Genomic DNA, 18141 nt, shown 5'->3' with positions numbered 1-18141 from the left:
GGCTTGCCGCCCGCCGGCCTGCGCGCGCCGCCAGCCGGCGCCTCGGCGGCATTGCCGAAACCAGCATCGGCCGACGCCGCATTGCCAGGCTGCCCGCCAGCCGCGGCTGCCCGCGGACCTCGCGGCTTGCCGCCAGATTTGCCAGCGTTGCCGGCGGGCCTGCCGCCCGGCTTGCCACCCGGCTTGCCGCCTGCGGCCGCGGAACGGCCGCCGCCAGGCTTGCCGCCCTTGCGGTTGCCGCCAGCGCCTTCTCCCGACAGGGGATGGCCATTGGCATAACCACCGGCAATCATCAAACCCGTACCAAAGGGATCCGACGGACACGCGGCCGCCTGGCCGGCGCTGCCCAAGCGGCCGCCCTGCAGCTTGCCGCGACGGCCGATGCGGGCGCCGTTCAAGCCGTTGCGGTCCATGGTGCCAAAGCCCGGGGGCAGCGCGCTGTCATGCGATTGCGGCTGCTTGGAGCGGCGGCGGTTGCCGCCGGCTTCGTCGTCATCGCGCACCAGGCCCAGCTGGACCATCAACGCCGTGACCAGTGAGGCATCCAGCTCCTCCCAGCGGCCGCGGCGCAGCGTGCGCGGCAGGACCACATCACCGAAACGGGTGCGGATCAGCCGGCTGACCGTGACGCCCACGGCCTCGAACATGCGGCGGACTTCGCGATTGCGGCCTTCCTGCAGGGTGACCCGATACCAGCGGTTACTGCCGTCGCCACCCAGGTAGTCCAGCGCGCCGAACGCGGCCAGCCCGTCTTCCAGCTCGATGCCATCGACCAGCGACTGGCGCTGGGCCTCGTCCATCTCGCCCAGCACGCGGACCGCGTATTCGCGTTCCGTGCCGTAGCGCGGGTGCATGATGCGGTTGGCCATGTCGCCGGACGTCGTGAAGATCAGCAGACCCTCTGTGTTCAGGTCCAGACGCCCCACCGACAGCCATTTGCCCGTGCGCAGCTTGGGCAGGCGGGCAAAGACGCTGGCGCGGCCGCCCGGATCGTCGTGGCTGACGATTTCGCCGGCGGGCTTGTGATACAGGATCACGCGCGGCGGCTTCTTCGTATTCACGCGCATGATGGGCTTGCCATTGACGCGGACTTGATCGTTGGGCGCCACGCGCTGGCCGATATGGGCGGGCTCGCCGTTGACCGACACCCGGCCCGCGACGATCAGTTCTTCCATTTCGCGGCGCGAACCGATGCCGGCGTCAGCCAGCACCTTGTGCAGCTTGGGCATGACCGAATCGCTGTTCAGGTACTTGCCCAGGCGCTGCTCCATGCGGTCAGCGGTTTCCAGGTACGACAACGCCTGCTCGGCCTCCTGCTCCGTGCCGCGCGATTCCTGCGGCTCGGCCTGGACTGCGGCAGCGGCAGCCGGCTGAGCCTCGCCTGCCGGCGCCTGCTCGGCGGCAGCATCGCCGCGGCGGCGGCGGAACGGCGTTCTCAGCTTGCGGCCTCGGCCGCGGGCGCCCGCCTCGCCTTCTGCTGCCGGCTCGCGCGCGGCGGATTCCGGCTGGCCGTTGGAAGCGGCATCATCCGAACGGGGATTGTCGTCCTGCATTGCTGTATTCGTTGTCACTGGGACAGCTCCGAATTTCAAACTTGGGTAGGCCTGCCTGCGGCAGGCTCGTCATCATCTGGGGACGCCGGCTCTCGATCAGCCTCGGGCCGCTCAAAGCCTGCCTCGTCCGATTCCGGGGAGGCGGCATCCGGGCCAGGCCGAACAGGATCGGCAAGACCGGAAGCGGGCTCATGCCCGGCGGCGTCAGGCGCCGCAGTATCGGTCTCGTCAATCGGGTCGGTCGGTTCCGCGTGTTTTGCGTTCTCGACGCTTTCCTTTGCAGCACCGGCTTCTGGGGCATCGGCGGCCATATTGGAAATGTCGTTGTCAGCCGCGTCGTCGGGAAAACCGGACATGGCTGACGTATTGGACAAGCCTTCGGCTTGCTCCCGGACGGTGGATTCGTCAGCGGGATCCGCGCCTTCTTCTGTGCGCGAAAGCACGGATTCTACGCTATCGACGGGAGCTATGGGTACATCCTGTTCCGAAACAGACAATTCCGCAACCGGAATACTGACCTCGGACTCCCCGTCCTCGCCCGCCACGGCGAGCTCGCCTTCGGAGCGCGCGCCCATTTCGACGCCATCCTCGCCCGCGGAATCTGCGTCGCCCGCGGCATCCGCCGCAACCTCGGCCACGCCCTCAGGCTGCTGGCCGGCGGCTTCCTCGCGGTCGCCAGGCACATCGCCTTCGGCCGCAGCCTCTTCCCCACCCAGCACCTGCTGCACTTCGCCCAGATCCAGCCCGGCGAGCGCCGCGGCCGCCTGCGCGGACTCGAGCGCAGGCAATTCGTCCAGGGCACGCAGGCCCAGATCATCCAGAAACTGGCGCGTGGTGCCGAACAACGCCGGGCGGCCCGGCGCGTCGCGGTGGCCGATGACCTCGATCCACCCCCGATCCTCGAGCGCTTTCACGATCTGGGAAGACACGGTGACACCGCGGATATCCTCGATGTCGCCCCGCGTCACCGGCTGGCGCCAGGCCACGATGGCCAGCGTTTCCATCACGGCGCGCGAGTACTTCGGCGGTTTTTCCGGATTGAGGCGCTCAAGGTAGCGCTGCATGCGCGGGCGGCTCTGAAAGCGCCACCCGGTGGCCAATTGCACCAACTCCAGGCCGCCGTCAGCCCAATTGGCCTGCAGCGTTTCCAGCAACGCGCGCAACGCGCTGTTGTCGAATTGTTCATCGTCCCCGAACAGCTTGCGCATATCGGACAGGTGCATCGGCTGCGCCGCGCAAAGCAGCGCGGTTTCCAACACGAGTATTGCCTCGCTATCGTTCATCGACATTCAAATTCAAAAAGGGCTAACTTGCGCTAGGTTGAAAATAAGGCTACTATTCATTTCTCAGACGCGGGGTGGAGCAGTCTGGCAGCTCGTCGGGCTCATAACCCGAAGGTCGTAGGTTCAAATCCTGCCCCCGCAACCAAATTGATTCAGGCCTGGCGCACGCGCCGGGCCTTTTTCATTTGCGGCGCCGGAAAAAATCCACAAGTACGGCAAACCAGCCAACGCACGCAACCCCGGCACGCCGGCACGCGCACCCGCCGCCGGACCGGCAGCCTCGGCGGCTCGCCAGCAACAGACAGCATTGGTTTGCGAAATTTTCACTGGATTCCTGTGTTTACCGCCATGCGCCCCGGATATGCGTACCCCGGACATGTGCCGAAACGACCGCGCCAATCGGGATTGGGCGGAATGCCTGCCGTGACCCGCACGGCAAACACTCAAGCAAATTCTGGAAAAGCCGGCAGAAATCGCCGGCCAGCCCGCAGAGCACGCCAGCAACCCGGCGCCGTCTTCCTGCGGCAATCGATATCAAGGACCTGAATCATCGAGGCTCGGGCTGCGCGGACTGGCCGCAGCATTCCATAAACCCGATAAGCTTCCCCTGGCGCATGCGGAAACGGGTTCCGCGATGCCGCAGCCCACCTGAGCTGCAACCACGATTCTTGGATGTTTTATAAAACTACACGCTGACAGGCATAAGCCCATCGCGCCTAGCATGTTCAAGCAGTTGTTCGATTATACCGCCATATACCCCACCCTCAAGCCCGAGCGACGCCGAACGCGGCGCGAAAACTACGGTGCAGGCTTGTCCCATGGCGTGGATTCCAGGCGACCCACCAGAAAATCCAGCATGGACCGCAAGATCAGCGGCATCTGGCGGCGCGAGACGTAAACCCCGTAAATGCCCAGCTCCTGAGGCTTGCTTTGGGTCAGGATGGCCCGCAAGCGGCCCGAGGCAATGTCGTCCGCGGCGTAGTAAGTCGGCAGCATGGCAATGCCCGCCCCTTCCAGCGCCGCGCGCGACAGCACCGACACCTCATTCGCGCTGATGTTGCCGCTGACGGGCACATCCACCGGTTCGCCGTCGCGCTCGAAGCGCCACAGGCTTTTGCCGAAGTAGGAGTGAGTCAGGCAATTGCGCAAGGACAGGTCCTCGATACGGGCCGGCACGCCTTCGCGCTGCAGATACTCGGGCGAGGCGCACACCACCGAACGGCAGACAGCAAGCTTGCGGGCGATCAGATTGGGATCCAGATCATTGGTGATGCGCACGGCCAGGTCCACGCGCTCTTCCACCAGATTGACGGCGCGATCCACCAGCATCAGATCGACCGAAGTGCCCGGATGCAGCTTGACGTAATCGGTGATGGCGCTGGCCAGATGCCGGGAGCCGAACGACATGCTGGTGGTGATGCGCAGCAGGCCCCGCGGCGTGTCGTCCGGAGTCGATACGGCATTGCGCAGATCCCCCACCATGTCCAGCATCTGCCGGCAGCGCGGCAGCGTTTCAGCGCCGGCGGGCGTCAGGCTCAGGCGCCGTGTCGTGCGATGCAACAAGCGCACTCCCACCCACTGCTCCATTTCCGCCAGATAGCGCGACACCATGGCGCGCGACATATCCAGATGAATCGCCGCCGCCGACAGGCTACCCCTGTCAGCGACCTCCACGAACACCTGCATGGCTTTCAAACGATCCATGATTGTCTCGATTCTTGCACCAGACCGCTCCGGTTATACCGTATTTCGGTGCAACGCCGACATCAAAATCAAGACCACCATCCGGAAGGCCCAGACCGTCAGCCACGGACAATCAAAGGATGGACTGCCCAAGCGCGGCACCCAGAGCAGCGCGAACCTCCGCCACCTCAGGCCCTCGCAAGATGCAGACCAGCCGCGACACCTGCTCGCCGTCCGGCCATTGATCGAGTTGATTCACCGGATAGAGCTCGCCATGCACGCCATGCACCTCGCACGGCAGCATCTCGCCCTCGAAACATACCAAGCCCTTCATACGCAGCAAGCCCTGCCCGTAGCGCTCCAGGATCCGCGACATGCCGGCCAGAAACGCCGCCCGTCCGACGGGAACAGCCAAAACCAGGGAGAAACTGCCCACGCTTCCATGGCGGGCCGCCCGAGGCTGGGCAAATGGCCGCAGCCAACCCGCCAGGGCAGCGCCATCGCGCCTGGCCTGCCTATCCAGCCCCAGGCGCAGCGCATCGGCAAGCGGCGCATCGGGCCATTGGACGCAACGTTGCGCACCCGGATTGATGTCGGCGACCGCCTGCCCCAGGCGGTCCAGGCTCGCCTCGTCCGACAGGTCCGGCTTGCTGAACACCACGACATCCGCCAAGGCCAGTTGCCGCGGCGCCTCGGGTTGCCGCTCCAATTGATCCAGGCCGTTGCGCGCATCCACCAGGACGATCGCTCCCCGGTACGCATAGCGCTCGGCCAGGAAGCGGTCGTGCCTGAGGGTGAACAGGATGGGCGCAGGATCGGCCAGCCCGCTGGTTTCGATGAGCACGCGGCGAAAGGGTTTGATCTTGCGGCTGAGCGCGAGCATGAACAAATCGCGCAAGGCATCGACCACCGCGCCACTGACGACGCAGCACAGGCAACCGCCCTCGACCAGCACGATGTTGTCGCGGGCCTGCCGCACCAGATGATGATCGACGCCCACTTCGCCGTATTCATTGACGATGACGACGGCATCGGCGTACGCCGGATCCCGCAACAGCCGGTTGAGCAACGACGTCTTGCCGCTGCCCAGAAAACCGGAAATCACCGTCACGCCTATGCGCTTGTCGTCCATGCCCGATCTTCCATGACAGATCCGATGCAGCAAACCAAAAGGGCCATTCACTTGCGTGAATGGCCCTGAATTCTTTGGCTCCCCGAGCTGGGCTCGAACCAGCGACCTGCGGATTAACAGTCCGTCGCTCTACCGACTGAGCTATCGGGGAACTGCTAAGAAACGAGATTATGAACTAAAAAATCAGACTGTGCAAATCGCTCAATTTTCACTGCGTTTTGAGCGCATGGTTTCCCATCGCCAAAAAACTCTGATATGATCTCGGTCTTTCCAGATCGGACCCCATAAATCAGGGCCACGAGACAGGAAAAACAAAGATGTTTTGCTTGCGGTTCCAGCATCACCGGAACGAAGCAAATGGTCTTGCCGGCATAGCTCAGTTGGTAGAGCAGCGCATTCGTAATGCGAAGGTCGTAGGTTCGACTCCTATTGCCGGCACCAGATTTCAAGAAGCAGCCCTCTCGGGCTGCTTTTTTCATTTCCGCGCCCGTTCCGCGCCGCACCCTCGCCCGGGAACTCCCGCCCGCCACCGCGCATCCAACCTGCTGGACCATCCTGGCGGACACGACCATGCGCATCCTTCTTGTTGAAGACGATCTCATGATAGGCGAGAGCGTGCTGGACTTCCTGCGCGCCGAACACTACGCCGTCGACTGGGTCAAGGACGGCAATGCGGCGGAACTCGCGCTGCGCACCGACACCTACGACCTCATACTGCTGGACCTGGGCCTGCCCAAGCGCGACGGCCTGTCGCTGTTGCGCGACCTGCGCGCGCGCAAGGACCGCACGCCGGTGCTGATCGCCACCGCCCGCGACGCCGTGAGCGACCGCATCGCGGGCCTGGACGCCGGCGCCGACGACTACGTGGTCAAGCCCTACGACGTGGACGAGCTGCTGGCCCGCATGCGCGCCCTGATCCGGCGCAGCGCCGGCCGCGCCGAGCCGGTGTTCGAACACGAGGGCATCACCATCGACCCCCAGTCGCACGCGGCCATGGTGGACGGCACCCCCGTGACGCTGACCGCGCGCGAATGGGCCGTGCTCGAACCGTTGATCGCGCGTCCCGGCATGATCTTCTCCCGCGCCCAGCTGGAAGAAAAGCTGTATAGCTGGAAAGAGAGCATCAGCAGCAACGCGGTTGAGGTTTATATTCATGGCCTGCGCAAGAAGCTAGGTCCGAACCTGATCCAGAACGTCAGAGGCGTCGGCTATGTCATCCCCAAAACATGAGCATTCCGCTTAGCTACTCACTGAGAGCCAGGCTGCTTTTTTTCCTGTTGGCCGCCATCGTGGTCGGCGCGCTGGTGCAAGGCGCCATCGCCTACCGCAGCACCTTGGCGCAAGCCGACGACATCTTCGATTCGCTGCTGCAGCGCACCGCCCTGTCGCTGGGGACCGGCGACGGGCTGCTCAGCACAGGCCCGACGCACGCGCGCGGCGCGGGCTCTCCCGTCGCCGACGACTTGATCATCCAGATCTGGACGCCCGACGGCCTGCGCGTCTTCAATTCCCGCTCGCGCCGCCCACTGCCAGACCAGATCGTGCTCGGCTTCTCCGATGCGAAAATGGAGGGCAGCACCTACCGCGTATATTCGCTGGCCACGCCCTTCCAGGTCATCCAGGTGGCGCAGGACATGGGCGTGCGCACCAGCATGGCGCGCGCGCTGGCGCTACGCACCATTGCCCCCATCGCCGCCGCGGCGCCCCTGCTGATGCTGATCGTCTGGTGCGTGGTGAGCTGGTCGCTGCGCCCCGTGAAGCGCGCGCGCGCCCAGGTCGCGGCGCGGCAGCCCGAGGACCTCTCCCCCGTCAGCGTGCAAGGCTTGCCCGACGAGATCCGGCCGCTGGTCCAGGAACTGAACCTGCTCCTGGAACGCATGCGCGGCGCCTTCGCGCAGCAGAAGCAATTCGTGGGCGATGCAGCGCATGAGCTGCGTTCACCGCTGACCGCGCTGCGGCTGCAACTACAGGCGCTGCAACGCGCGGGCGACGCGGAGACGCGCAAGCTGGCCGAGCAGCGCCTGGCTGCCGGCATCGACCGCGCCACGCGCCTGGTGGAACAGTTGTTGTCGATGGCGCGCCATGAAAGCGCGGCAGAACAGACGCCTCCTGAAGCCGTGGACCTGGCCGACGTGTTGCGCCAGGCGCTCTCCGAGATGCTGCCCCAGGCCAACGCCAAGACGATCAGCATCGACCTGGACGGCGCGCCACAGGCATGGGTGCAAGGACACCGCGATGCGTTGACGCTGCTGGTGCGCAATCTGCTGGACAACGCCATCAAGTACACCCCCGCCGGCAAGCGCGTCCACCTCCACCTGGAACAGGCCGCCCATGAAGTCGCCCTGCTGATCGACGATGAAGGCCCCGGTGTCGCGCCGGAAGAGAGGGAACGCGTGTTCGACCGCTTCTACCGCGTCGAAGGCAATGCGCAGCATGGCAGCGGCCTGGGACTGGCGATCGCGCGCAGCATCGCCAACCAGCACGGCGCGGCGATAACGCTGCAGGACACGCCGGCCGGCCAGGGCCTGCGCGTGAAGGTGGCTTTCCCGACTTAAGGCTCGCCTAAGTGTCAGGCCCGAAGATAGCGCCATGTCCTTCAACATGAACGCAGGAGCCGACATGAAGACCACCCAAATGAAACCCTCGCGCCTGGTGCTGGCGCTGCTGGCAGCCGGCGCCATAGGCGGCGCGAGCGCAACCGCCTTCACCGGCGGCGTTTCGATGGCGGCCAACGCGCCGGCCATTACCTCCTCCCTCCAGGCGCCCGGCACGTCCAGCCCGCCCAACTTCGCACAGATCACGCGCGACTTCGGCCCGGCCGTGGTGAACATCAGCGTCAGCGGCACCCGCAAGGTTTCCGCCGACGAAGGCGATCCCTTTGCCCAGTTCTTCGGCCAGATTCCCGGCGCGCGCGGCCAAAGGCCTTCGCGCGAAGTGCCCATGCGCGGCGAAGGCTCCGGCTTCATCGTCAGCGCCGACGGCACCATCCTGACCAATGCGCACGTAGTCCAGGACGCCAAGGAAGTCACGGTCAAGCTGACCGACCGCCGCGAGTACAAGGCCAAGGTGCTGGGCTCGGATCCACAGACCGACGTGGCCGTCCTCAAGATCGACGCCAAGAACCTGCCGGTGGTGAAGGTGGGCGACGTCAACCAGCTGCAGGTAGGCGAATGGGTGCTGGCCATCGGCTCGCCCTACGGCCTCGAAAACACGGCCACCGCCGGCATCGTCAGCGCCAAGGGCCGCTCGCTGCCGGACGACACCTCGGTGCCTTTCATCCAGACGGACGTGGCGGTGAATCCCGGCAACTCGGGCGGCCCGCTGTTCAACGACCGCGGCGAAGTGGTGGGCATCAACTCGCAGATCTACAGCCGCACCGGCGGATTCCAGGGCTTGTCGTTCTCGATTCCGATCGACGTGGCCTACAAGATCAAGGACCAGATCCTGGAGCACGGCAAGGTGCAGCACGCCAGGCTGGGCGTAACGGTGCAGGAAGTGAACCAGGACCTGGCCAACTCTTTCAAGCTGGATACGCCCTCGGGCGCGCTGGTGTCCAGCGTGGAGAAAGGCAGCGCAGCCGACAAGGCCGGCCTGCAGCCCGGCGACGTGGTGCGCAAGATCGACGGCAAGACCATCGTGTCATCAGGCGATCTGGCCTCCACCATCACGCTGGCCACGCCGGGCGAGAAGATCAAGCTGGACGTCTGGCGCAACGGTTCGCAAAAGGAACTGGTCGCCACCCTGGGCGGCATACCCAAGGACAAGACCCAGGCCTCGGCGGGAGAGCAGGAGGTGCAGCGCGGCCAGCTCGGCCTGGCGCTGCGTCCGCTGAGCCCGCAGGAGCAGCAGGCGGCCGGCGCCGAAGGCCTGCTGATCGAACGCTCGATCGGGCCGGCCGCCAAGGCCGGGATCGAACCGGGCGACGTGCTGCTGTCCTTGAACGGGGTGCCCGTGCACAACGTCGCGCAGGTCAAGGAAGCGCTGTCCAAGGCGGGCAAGACGGTCGCCCTGCTGGTACAGCGCGGCGAAGACAAGATCTTCGTGCCGGTGCAGATCGGCTGAGCCGGTCCGCACCCGGTTAGCCGCTACTCCGCGTCGGGCTGCTTGCCCGGCGCGGCCGCATCGAAGGCCGGCAGCGCGCGGCAGGCGGCATCAATACGCACGACGTTGGGCATGGCCGACAGATCGCAGTCGAAACGCTGGGCGTTCGCCACCTGGGGCACCAGGCACAGGTCGGCGATCGTGGGCGTGTCGCCATGGCAGAAACGGCCGGTGGCGGCAGAGCCCGCCAGCTGCGCCTCCAGGGCCTCCAGGCCCTGATGCACCCAGTGCTTGTACCAGGCGGTCTTGGCGGCCTCGTCCACGCCCAGGGTGTGCTTCAGGTACTTCAGCACGCGCAGATTGTTCAAGGGATGCGTGTCGCAGGCGATGCCCAGCGCCAGGTCGCGCACCCGAGCGCGGCCTATCGCGTCCGCCGGCAGCAGCGGCACCTCGGGATGCGTTTCTTCCAGGTATTCAATGATGGCCAGCGACTGGCCGATGACGGCGTCGCCGTCGACCAGCGTGGGCACCAGCGCGGTCGGATTCACCTTGCGGTAATCCGCCGACAGCTGCTGGCCGCCGTCCTTCAGCAGATGCACGGGCAGGTATTCGTAGGGCAGCCCCTTGAGATTCAGGGCGATGCGCACCCGGTACGCGGCCGAGCTGCGAAAGTAGCTGTACAACTGCATGAAGTCTCCTTGATGTTCTGATGCGGCAGCGCCGCGCGGTCGCGCGGCGCCCGCCTGCTTATTCCAGCGATTCCGTCTGCGCCGACTTGCGGGACAGGCCCTTGGGCAGCGGGAACGCCACATTCTCTTCCAGGCCCGGCATGGTGCGCACCGACACCGCGCCCAATTCCTTGACCCGGTCGATGACCTGCTGCACCAGGATCTCGGGCGCGGATGCGCCCGCCGTCACGCCGATACGCTTGCGATCCACCAGCCAGGCCGGATCGATGGACTGCGCACCATCGATCAGGTAGGACGCCACGCCCTTGCGCTCGGCCACTTCGCGCAGCCGGTTGGAGTTGGAACTATTGGGGCTGCCCACCACCAGCACCAGGTCGCAATCCGGCGCCATCACCTTGACCGCGTCCTGGCGGTTCTGGGTGGCGTAGCAGATATCGCTTTTCTTGGGCTCGACGATGCTGGGGAAGCGCTCCTTCAGCGCCCGCGACACGGCCGCCGCGTCATCCACCGACAAGGTGGTCTGCGTGACGTAGGCCAGGTTTTCGGGGTCGGCCACCTGCAGGCCGGCGACGTCCTCGACGGTCTCGACCAGGTACATGCCGCCCTGGGCCTGGCCCAGCGTGCCTTCGACTTCGGGATGACCTTTGTGGCCGATCATGATGATCTCGCGGCCGGCGGCGCGCATGCGGGCCACCTCGATATGGACCTTGGTGACCAGCGGGCAGGTGGCGTCGAACACGCGCAGCCCGCGCGAATCGGCCTCGGCCCGCACCGCCTTGGACACGCCGTGCGCCGAGAACACCACGATGGCGCCGGCGGGCGCGTCGTCCAGCTCGTCAATGAAGATGGCGCCCTTGGCGCGCAGGTCTTCGACCACGTAGCGGTTGTGGACGATCTCGTGGCGCACGTAGATGGGCGCGCCGTGCAGTTCGAGCGCGCGTTCGACGATGTCGATGGCGCGATCCACGCCGGCACAGAAGCCGCGCGGCTGCGCCAGCAGGACTTCGGCGTCGGCGGCGGTGACAACCTGGCTCATCAGAGGACTCCCAAGAGCGCCACGTCGACCCGCAAGCTGATGCCCGCGAGCGGGTGGTTGAAATCGAACAGGGCCGATTCGTCGTTGATTTCCTTCAGGACGCCCGAATAGCGTCCGCCATTGGGCGCGGCGAATTCCACCAGGTCGCCCGGCTCGAAGGTGGCGTCGGCGCCCGCATGCTCAGCCAGCATGGCGCGCGTGACGCGCTGAATGAGCTCGGGGTTGCGCTCGCCATAAGCGTCGGCCGGCTCGACCGTGACGCTGAAGCGCTCGCCTTCGGCGCGGCCGACCAGCGCCGCTTCCAGGCCGGGCGCCCATTGGCCGCTGCCCATCTGCAGCGTGCCGGGACGGCCGTCGAAGGTGTCGGCGAACACGGAATCCTTGCCCGGCCCGGAGGCCAGCGTGATGCGGTAGTGCAGCGTCAGGTAGGAATCCGGACGGACAAAAACGTTCACTTCGTTAGAGGCGATGCTCAAGATCTGCCACCGTATATGCAATTGAATAAACCTTGATTTTAGAGCCTCTTATGAAATTGTCCGATCGGCTGCCCAAACACGAGCGCCCCAGGGAGCGCTTGCTGCGCCACGGCGCCGGATCGCTCCAGGACTCGGAATTGCTCGCCATCGCCCTGCGCACCGGCATTCCCGGCCTGGACGTGGTGCAATTGGGCAGCCAGTTGCTGGCCAGATTCGGCGGCCTGCGGGGCCTGCTGGGCGCGACGCCCGAGGAACTGACCGCGGTCCCCGGCCTGGGTGCGGCCAAGGCCTGCATGCTGGTCGCCCTGCTGGAACTGGCGCGCCGCGCCATCGAAGAGGATCTGACCCGCAATAGCAACCTGGCCCACCCGTTGCAGGTAAAGGAATATTGCAAAATGGCGCTGGGGCACCGCCAGGTGGAACACTGCATCGCGCTCTATCTGGACAACCGGCTGCGACTCATCGCCACGGGCGAGCTGGCGCGCGGCACCCTGTCCCAGGCATCGGTCTACCCCCGCGAGGTCGTGCGCGAGGCGCTGCGGCACCATGCGGCGGCCCTGATCATCGCCCATAACCATCCGTCCGGCCTGGCCGAGCCCAGCGCCGCGGACCGCGGCTTCACGCAGCACCTGAAACAGGCGTTGGCGCTGGTGGACATCCGGCTGGTGGACCATCTGATCGTCGCCGCCGGGACGGTCATCTCCATGGCCGAACTCGGCGGCCTGTAGGGGCTGCGGACAGCTCCCGAATTCGTTAGACTAGCGCCCGCAATTGTTTTAGGCTTAACGCATCTTCCGACCCATTCCGCCTGACATGAAACGCTTGTGGGACATCTCCCCGCCCGTCTCCACGGCGTCGCCAGTCTTTCCTGGCGACACGCCGTACCGCCAGCAATGGAAATGGTCGCTTACGCCCGGCTGCCCGGTGAACGTCAGCGAAATCACGCTGTCGCCGCACATCGGCGCGCATGCTGACGCGCCCCTGCACTACCAGAACGGCGCCGCCGCCATCGGCGCAGTGTCCCTGGAACCGTTCCTGGGGCCCTGTCGCGTCATACACGCCATCGATTGCGGCCCCCTCATCACGGTGGACCACGTGGCCCATGCGGCCTTGAACCTGCCGCCCCGCGTGCTGGTCCGCACCGCCAAGCATGCCGCGCAGGACTGGTGGACCGACGATTTTTCCGCCTACGCGCCCCAGACCATCGAATGGCTGGCCGAACGCGGCGTCATGCTGATTGGCCTGGATACGGCCAGCATCGACCCCGCGTCCAGCAAGACCCTGGACAGCCACCACACGATCTTGCGGCACGACATGCGGGTACTGGAGAACCTGGTGCTCGACGATGTGCCGGAAGGCGATTACGAGTTGATCGCACTGCCGTTGGCGCTGGTCCAGGCCGATGCCAGCCCGGTCCGCGCCGTCTTGCGCGAACTGTAGGCTGGTCCGCTGGCCATGGGCGGCCGATCCGAAATCGGCCGCCAGTTCTGGAAGCTCGACCATGAAACACCATTCCGATCCGCACGCGACGCTTGCCCGCGCCCGTCCCCATGCGCCCTCGTGGCGCGCCCTGCCCGCATCCGCGCGCCGCGCCGCCCCGCCCTGCCAGGGAGACCGCGCATGAGCCACTCCGAACGCCCCGAGGACATCGTCCGCCAGGAAAAAGCGCAGTTGGATTTCACGCGCGACATGACCTACGGCGACTACCTGCATCTGGACGAACTGCTGGGCGCGCAGCATCCGCTGTCGCCCGAGCACAACGAGATGCTCTTCATCATCCAGCACCAGACCAGCGAACTCTGGATGAAGCTGATGCTGCACGAACTGCGCGCCGCCATCGCCAACGTGGCCGCCGACCGGCTGCAACCCGCCTTCAAGATGCTGGCCCGCGTCAGCAAGATCATGGAACAGCTGGTCCATGCCTGGGACGTGCTGGCAACCATGACCCCGCCCGAATACTCCGCGCTGCGCCCCTATCTGGCGCGTTCCAGCGGATTCCAGAGCTACCAGTACCGCCAGGTCGAATTCCTGTTGGGCAACAAGAACGCCGCCATGCTCAAGCCGCATGCGCACCGCGACGACCTGCTGGCCCAGGTGCGCAGCGCCTATGAAGCCCCGTCGCTGTACGACGAGGCTTTGCGGCTGCTGGCCCGCCACGGCCTGGACGTGCCGGCCGACCACCTCGAACGCGACTGGACCCAGCCCTACCAGGCGTCGGCCGGCGTGGAGGCCGCCTGGCTGACGGTCTACCGCGAGCCCGACCGCTACTGGGACCTGTACCAGCTAGGGGAAAAGCTGACCGACCTGGAAGACGCATTCCGCCTGTGGCGCTTTCGCCACGTCACCACCGTCGAACGCGTCATCGGCTTCAAGCGCGGCACTGGCGGCACGTCGGGGGTCGATTACCTGCGGCGCATGCTGGAAGTGGTGCTGTTCCCCGAGATCTGGAAGCTGCGCACGGATCTTTAAACCCTTATCCGACCCCAATTTTGGCAAGGGCGCCCCTCCCCAAGGGCCTCCTTTCCTCTTGGCCGAGCCAAAATTCCCATGCTAGAATTTGGGGTTACTTTTTGGATACGTGGCTGGAATAGTCGACGAGTATCCGGCCGCTGGGCAAACCCGATGAGCATATCGGCGGATTTGCCGGGCGGACGGGATTACCGCGCTTCCTGGCTGGCGACCCTAACAACTTGCAAGGCTCGGAAGAGCCCTAGGAAAGCACCATGAAAGAAGGCATTCACCCCGAATACCGCGAAGTCGTCTTCGCCGATCTGCAAACGGGCAACAAGTTCATCACCCGTTCGACCGTGCACACGCGCGAAACCGTTGAAATCGACGGCAAGACGTACCCGCTCTTCAAGTGCGACGTGACCTCCGAATCGCACCCGTTCTACACGGGCGCCCAGACCCGCATCGTCGAAACCGGCCGCGTGGAAAAGTTCCGCGCCCGTTTCGCCCGCACTGCCGGCACGGTCAAGTCCGCTTCCTGATCCTGTCGCTCCCGCGGGAGCCGCAGCAAAAAGGCAGCCTCCGGGCTGCTTTTTTTTCTCCCTGGCAGTTCAATCTTGACGCCGGGTACTAGCGCAATCAGACCACTCGGTTACATTAACGCCCGTGTCCCCACTTTCCATTTCCACTCCGGCCCGGCTCACGTCCGTGGCCACCGCGAAACTGCCCAGGCTGATCCTGCTGGGCTTGTCGCTGGCCTATATCGTGGCCGGCCTGTTCATGCGCGACCCGTGGAAAACTGATGATGCGGTGGGGCTGGCGACCATGGTCACGGCGATCCGCGAAGGCGGCATCACCTGGCTGCTGCCGCAGGTGGGGCACCTGGCCCACGCCGAGGAAGGGCCGCTGATCACCTGGGTGGGCGCGATCTGCATCTGGCTGTTCGGCCCCTTCATCGGCGACATCACCGCCGGCCGCCTGCCCAATCTGCTGTGGTTCGGCATCACCGCGACCAGCGTCTGGTACGGCACCTACCTGCTGGGCCGCCGCGCCGAAGCGCAGCCGCTGGCCCTGCCCTTCGGCGGCGAACCCGAACCTCGTGATTACGGGCGCATGCTGGCCGACGCCGCGCTGCTCCTGCTGCTGGCCACGGTCGGCATCCTGCAGCGCACCCACGAAACCACCGTCGTGCCCGCCATCATGGCGTGGCAGGCGCTGGCCTTCTATTCGCTGGCGCGCAGCATAGACCGGCCCTTCACCGGCAGCACCACCCTGGGCATTGCCCTGGCGGCCAGCTTCCTGACCCGCGGCTGGGTCGGCGCCATCCCCATCATGGTGGGCGCGGCCCTGGCCTTCTATCCGCGCAGCCGGCTGTGGAAATGCCGCCGCTGGCTGCCCTGGGCCGCGCTGCTGGCGGCCCTTCTGATCCTGGCCTGGTGGATTCCCGCCAGCCACAGCAGCGAGTATTGGATCCGCAACTGGAAGATCTGGAACCTGTCGTCCTTCGCCGTGCCCTCCTGGCACGACATCGGGCGCACCCTGCGCGACCTGCCCTGGTACCTGTGGCCCACCTGGCCGTTGGCCCTGCTGGCCATCTGGCGCTGGCGCGCCTGGCTTTATGCGCCCCATATCTGGCTGCCGCTGACCCTGTTGGTGTGCTCCGCGGCAGTGCTGTTCGGCCTGGAAGAAGCGTCCGACTCCGAATATGTGCTGCTGGCCGTGCCTTGCGCGGTGTTGGGCGCGTTTTCGCTGCCCACGCTGCGCCGTGGCGTGGTCAACACCCTGGACTGGTTCGCCGTCATGTGCTTTTCGCTGACGGCAACCACGGTCTGGCTGGGCTGGGTCGCCCTGCACTTCGGATGGCCGGCACAGATTTCCCGCAATATCGCGCGCCAGACCACCGGCTACGACCCCGAGATCTCCTGGGTGGCGTTCGCGCTGGCCATTGTTTTTACCGTGGGCTGGATCGCGCTGGTGGTCTGGCGGCTGCGGGTGCGGCCGCAGGCGCTGTGGCGCGGCACCGTGCTGTCGGCCGGGGGCCTGACCGTTACGTGGATCCTGCTGGTGCTGCTGTGGCAGCCCGCCGTGGACTACGCCCGCAGCTATCGCACCGTGTCTGGGCAGTTGGCACAGGCGCTGGAGCAGAACGTGCGCCCCGGCGAGTGCGTGCGCGGACTGAGCCTGGGCAGCGGGCAGCGCGCCTCGTTCCTGATCTTCAATAACCTGACGTTCACGTTCGACTCCAAGTGCACGCTGGTGCTGCAACAGACCAGCAACCAGAGCCTGCGGGACAATACCGCCGCCTACAGCGACGGCGCCGAAGTACTGTGGCAAGGTGGCCGGCGTGCCGACCGCCAGGAAGTGTTCCGCCTGCTTAGAGTCGGCGCCCCCCGATGACGCCCGCGTCCGCCGCGCCGATGAGTTTCGGCGCCACCCTGCGCGGCATCGCCCGGCAGGCCTGGCCGGTACTGGTCAGCCAATGGGCCGGCATCTCCTTCGGCGTGCTCGACACCGCCATGACGGGCCACGCCAGCGCCGCCGACCTGGCGGCGATGGCCTTGTCCGCGTCCATCTACATCACCATCTTTGTCGGGCTGATGGGCGTGGTGCACGCCCTGATCCCCATCCTGGCCCAGCACTTCGGCGCCGGCAGCAACCTCGAGGTTGGGCGCAGCTGGGGCCAAGGCGTGTGGCTGGCGCTGGGGCTGTCGGTGGTCGGCGCGGTGCTGCTGCTGTTCCCGGACATGTGGCTGTCCATGTCGGGCGAAGTCGCCCCAGGCGTGCGCGAACGCATCGGCTCCTATCTGCAGGCCCTGGTGCTGGCGCTGCCCGCGGCCCTGGTGTTCCGCACCATCTACGCGCTGGGCACCTCGGTCTCGCGCCCCAAGCTGGTCATGGCCATCAACCTGACGGCGATCGTCTTCAAGGCCTTCTTCAACTGGCTCTTCATTTACGGCAATCTTGGCCTGCCGGCCATGGGCGCCGCGGGCGCCGGCCTGGCGACGGCCGTGGTGTCGTGGATGAGCCTGGGCCTGGGCCTGTGGGTCATCACCCATGACCGCTACTACCGGCGCTTCAAGCTGCACGTCGGCAAGCCCGACTGGAAGACGCTCAAGGAGCTGTTGCGCCTGGGCATCCCCATGGGCGGCTCGTATCTGGTGGAAGTGTCGGCCTTTACCTTCATGGCCCTGCTGGTGGCGCGCGAAGGCACCTTCGTGACCGGCGGCCACCAGATCATGTCCAACCTGGCCGCGCTCTGCTACATGATGCCGATGGCGCTGGGCGTGGCCACGGCCGCCCTGACCGCGCAAGCCATCGGCGCGGGCAATCTCGCGCATGCGCACCGCACCGGCATGGCGGGCCTGACGCTGGGCATCCTGGGCGCGCTGCTCACCGCAGCGGTGCTGCTGGCGGGCCGGCCGCTCATCCTGGCCGCCTATACCAACAACCCCGAGGTGGCCGCGGTGGCGACCACACTGCTGGCCGTCCTGCCCCTGTTCCATCTGTTCGACTCGATGCAATGCATCAACTCCTACCTGCTGCGCGCCTACAAGGTGGCGGTGGTGCCGCTGCTGCTGCAAGTGGTCGCCCTGGCGGGAGTGGGCCTGGTCGGCGGCTGGTGGTTCGGCTTCGGCCCGGGCCGCGGCGGTCTGGACGGCGTGCGCGCCGTCCTGGTCCCTGGATCTCCTCAGGGCGCGGGCAGCATGTGGCTGATGGCCATGGTCGGCTTGGGACTGTCGGCCGCCTTGCTGCACTACTGGTACCGGCGCATCGTGCGCGGGGCGATCAAGTAAAAAAAG

The 18141-nt window shown here is 66.1% G+C and carries 16 protein-coding genes and 3 tRNA genes; 11 read left to right on the top strand and 8 right to left on the bottom strand.

The genetic code is table 11. The annotated features are described in order from the left end of the window. Together rluB and scpB are read right to left on the bottom strand one after the other, a co-directional pair. Positions 1–1553 (bottom strand): 23S rRNA pseudouridine(2605) synthase RluB (rluB, locus tag AC6LKD_RS24980; protein WP_498117767.1); only part of this gene is annotated, 1553 nt, incomplete at its 3' end. 35 nt (positions 1554–1588) lie between these two features. Further along, on the bottom strand, positions 1589–2842 hold the full coding sequence (scpB, locus tag AC6LKD_RS24975) for an SMC-Scp complex subunit ScpB (RefSeq protein WP_013392459.1): 1254 nt from the start codon (positions 2840–2842) through the stop codon (positions 1589–1591). A gap of 62 nt (positions 2843–2904) precedes the next feature. Here scpB and AC6LKD_RS24970 point away from each other — a divergent pair. Next, a tRNA-Met gene (locus AC6LKD_RS24970) sits at positions 2905–2981 on the top strand. Positions 2982–3634: 653 nt separating this feature from the next. Here AC6LKD_RS24970 and AC6LKD_RS24965 read toward each other — a convergent pair. The 3 genes from AC6LKD_RS24965 to AC6LKD_RS24955 form a co-directional block, all read right to left on the bottom strand. Then, complete coding sequence (locus tag AC6LKD_RS24965) at positions 3635–4540, bottom strand: LysR family transcriptional regulator (RefSeq protein WP_013392458.1); 906 nt, start codon at positions 4538–4540, stop codon at positions 3635–3637. Between the two features lie 112 nt (positions 4541–4652). Next, positions 4653–5651, bottom strand: a complete 999-nt coding sequence (locus AC6LKD_RS24960; RefSeq protein ID WP_498117766.1) for a CobW family GTP-binding protein — start codon at positions 5649–5651, stop codon at positions 4653–4655. A gap of 75 nt (positions 5652–5726) precedes the next feature. Beyond that, positions 5727–5802: transfer RNA gene (locus tag AC6LKD_RS24955), tRNA-Asn, on the bottom strand. Between the two features lie 214 nt (positions 5803–6016). Between AC6LKD_RS24955 and AC6LKD_RS24950 the strand changes: the two genes are divergently transcribed. The 4 genes from AC6LKD_RS24950 (at position 6017) to AC6LKD_RS24935 (ending at position 9713) form a co-directional block, all read left to right on the top strand. Beyond that, positions 6017–6092: transfer RNA gene (locus AC6LKD_RS24950), tRNA-Thr, on the top strand. Between the two features lie 129 nt (positions 6093–6221). Further along, positions 6222–6881 carry a response regulator gene (locus AC6LKD_RS24945; protein WP_013392456.1) on the top strand — a complete coding sequence of 220 codons (660 nt, stop codon included), beginning with the start codon at positions 6222–6224 and terminating at the stop codon, positions 6879–6881. Beyond that, positions 6878–8206 carry an ATP-binding protein gene (locus AC6LKD_RS24940; RefSeq protein WP_013392455.1) on the top strand — a complete coding sequence of 443 codons (1329 nt, stop codon included), beginning with the start codon at positions 6878–6880 and terminating at the stop codon, positions 8204–8206. Before AC6LKD_RS24945 ends, AC6LKD_RS24940 begins: the two co-directional genes overlap by 4 nt. A gap of 64 nt (positions 8207–8270) precedes the next feature. After that, positions 8271–9713: a DegQ family serine endoprotease gene (locus AC6LKD_RS24935; RefSeq protein WP_498117765.1), complete on the top strand. Its 1443-nt coding sequence runs from the start codon at positions 8271–8273 to the stop codon at positions 9711–9713. 23 nt (positions 9714–9736) lie between these two features. Here the strand turns inward: AC6LKD_RS24935 and maiA are convergent, their stop codons facing one another. From maiA to AC6LKD_RS24920, 3 genes are read right to left on the bottom strand one after another with little or no spacing between them, the layout of a single operon-like run. Further along, complete coding sequence (gene maiA / locus AC6LKD_RS24930) at positions 9737–10381, bottom strand: maleylacetoacetate isomerase (RefSeq protein ID WP_013392453.1); 645 nt, start codon at positions 10379–10381, stop codon at positions 9737–9739. Positions 10382–10439: 58 nt separating this feature from the next. Next, positions 10440–11417, bottom strand: a complete 978-nt coding sequence (gene ispH, locus AC6LKD_RS24925) for a 4-hydroxy-3-methylbut-2-enyl diphosphate reductase (RefSeq protein WP_013392452.1) — start codon at positions 11415–11417, stop codon at positions 10440–10442. After that, a complete protein-coding gene (locus tag AC6LKD_RS24920; RefSeq protein ID WP_080551049.1) occupies positions 11417–11893 on the bottom strand; it encodes an FKBP-type peptidyl-prolyl cis-trans isomerase in 477 nt (158 codons plus the stop codon). The genes ispH and AC6LKD_RS24920 overlap by 1 nt, the downstream gene beginning before the upstream one ends. 50 nt (positions 11894–11943) lie before the next feature. Between AC6LKD_RS24920 and radC the strand changes: the two genes are divergently transcribed. From radC to AC6LKD_RS24890, 6 genes are all read left to right on the top strand, one after another. Further along, positions 11944–12621, top strand: a complete 678-nt coding sequence (gene radC, locus AC6LKD_RS24915) for a RadC family protein (protein ID WP_013392450.1) — start codon at positions 11944–11946, stop codon at positions 12619–12621. An 85-nt stretch (positions 12622–12706) separates the two neighbouring features. After that, positions 12707–13333 carry an arylformamidase gene (kynB, locus tag AC6LKD_RS24910; RefSeq protein ID WP_013392449.1) on the top strand — a complete coding sequence of 209 codons (627 nt, stop codon included), beginning with the start codon at positions 12707–12709 and terminating at the stop codon, positions 13331–13333. Positions 13334–13513: 180 nt separating this feature from the next. Then, positions 13514–14362, top strand: a complete 849-nt coding sequence (gene kynA / locus AC6LKD_RS24905) for a tryptophan 2,3-dioxygenase (protein WP_498117764.1) — start codon at positions 13514–13516, stop codon at positions 14360–14362. 254 nt (positions 14363–14616) lie between these two features. Then, on the top strand, positions 14617–14883 hold the full coding sequence (locus AC6LKD_RS24900) for a type B 50S ribosomal protein L31 (RefSeq protein ID WP_006218255.1): 267 nt from the start codon (positions 14617–14619) through the stop codon (positions 14881–14883). 124 nt (positions 14884–15007) lie between these two features. Continuing rightward, a complete protein-coding gene (locus tag AC6LKD_RS24895) occupies positions 15008–16738 on the top strand; it encodes an ArnT family glycosyltransferase (RefSeq protein ID WP_041652883.1) in 1731 nt (576 codons plus the stop codon). Next, a complete protein-coding gene (locus AC6LKD_RS24890) occupies positions 16735–18135 on the top strand; it encodes an MATE family efflux transporter (protein ID WP_498117762.1) in 1401 nt (466 codons plus the stop codon). Before AC6LKD_RS24895 ends, AC6LKD_RS24890 begins: the two co-directional genes overlap by 4 nt. The last annotated feature ends 6 nt before the right edge of the window (positions 18136–18141 follow it).

It is taken from the genome of Achromobacter sp. D7-1, assembly GCF_059760445.1.
This window is presented reverse-complemented; position numbering and strand designations above follow the sequence as displayed.

Excerpts from the sequence above, each read along its gene's own strand:
- radC (WP_013392450.1), top strand. The coding sequence starts at position 11,944 with ATGAAATTGTCCGATCGGCTGCCCAAACACGAGCGCCCCAGGGAGCGC.
- maiA (WP_013392453.1), bottom strand. The coding sequence starts at position 10,381 with ATGCAGTTGTACAGCTACTTTCGCAGCTCGGCCGCGTACCGGGTGCGC.
- AC6LKD_RS24900 (WP_006218255.1), top strand. The coding sequence starts at position 14,617 with ATGAAAGAAGGCATTCACCCCGAATACCGCGAAGTCGTCTTCGCCGAT.
- AC6LKD_RS24940 (WP_013392455.1), top strand. The coding sequence starts at position 6,878 with ATGAGCATTCCGCTTAGCTACTCACTGAGAGCCAGGCTGCTTTTTTTC.
- AC6LKD_RS24965 (WP_013392458.1), bottom strand. The coding sequence starts at position 4,540 with ATGGATCGTTTGAAAGCCATGCAGGTGTTCGTGGAGGTCGCTGACAGG.
- AC6LKD_RS24890 (WP_498117762.1), top strand. The coding sequence starts at position 16,735 with ATGACGCCCGCGTCCGCCGCGCCGATGAGTTTCGGCGCCACCCTGCGC.
- AC6LKD_RS24960 (WP_498117766.1), bottom strand. The coding sequence starts at position 5,651 with ATGGACGACAAGCGCATAGGCGTGACGGTGATTTCCGGTTTTCTGGGC.
- AC6LKD_RS24945 (WP_013392456.1), top strand. The coding sequence starts at position 6,222 with ATGCGCATCCTTCTTGTTGAAGACGATCTCATGATAGGCGAGAGCGTG.
- scpB (WP_013392459.1), bottom strand. The coding sequence starts at position 2,842 with ATGTCGATGAACGATAGCGAGGCAATACTCGTGTTGGAAACCGCGCTG.
- ispH (WP_013392452.1), bottom strand. The coding sequence starts at position 11,417 with ATGAGCCAGGTTGTCACCGCCGCCGACGCCGAAGTCCTGCTGGCGCAG.
- AC6LKD_RS24935 (WP_498117765.1), top strand. The coding sequence starts at position 8,271 with ATGAAGACCACCCAAATGAAACCCTCGCGCCTGGTGCTGGCGCTGCTG.
- kynA (WP_498117764.1), top strand. The coding sequence starts at position 13,514 with ATGAGCCACTCCGAACGCCCCGAGGACATCGTCCGCCAGGAAAAAGCG.
- kynB (WP_013392449.1), top strand. The coding sequence starts at position 12,707 with ATGAAACGCTTGTGGGACATCTCCCCGCCCGTCTCCACGGCGTCGCCA.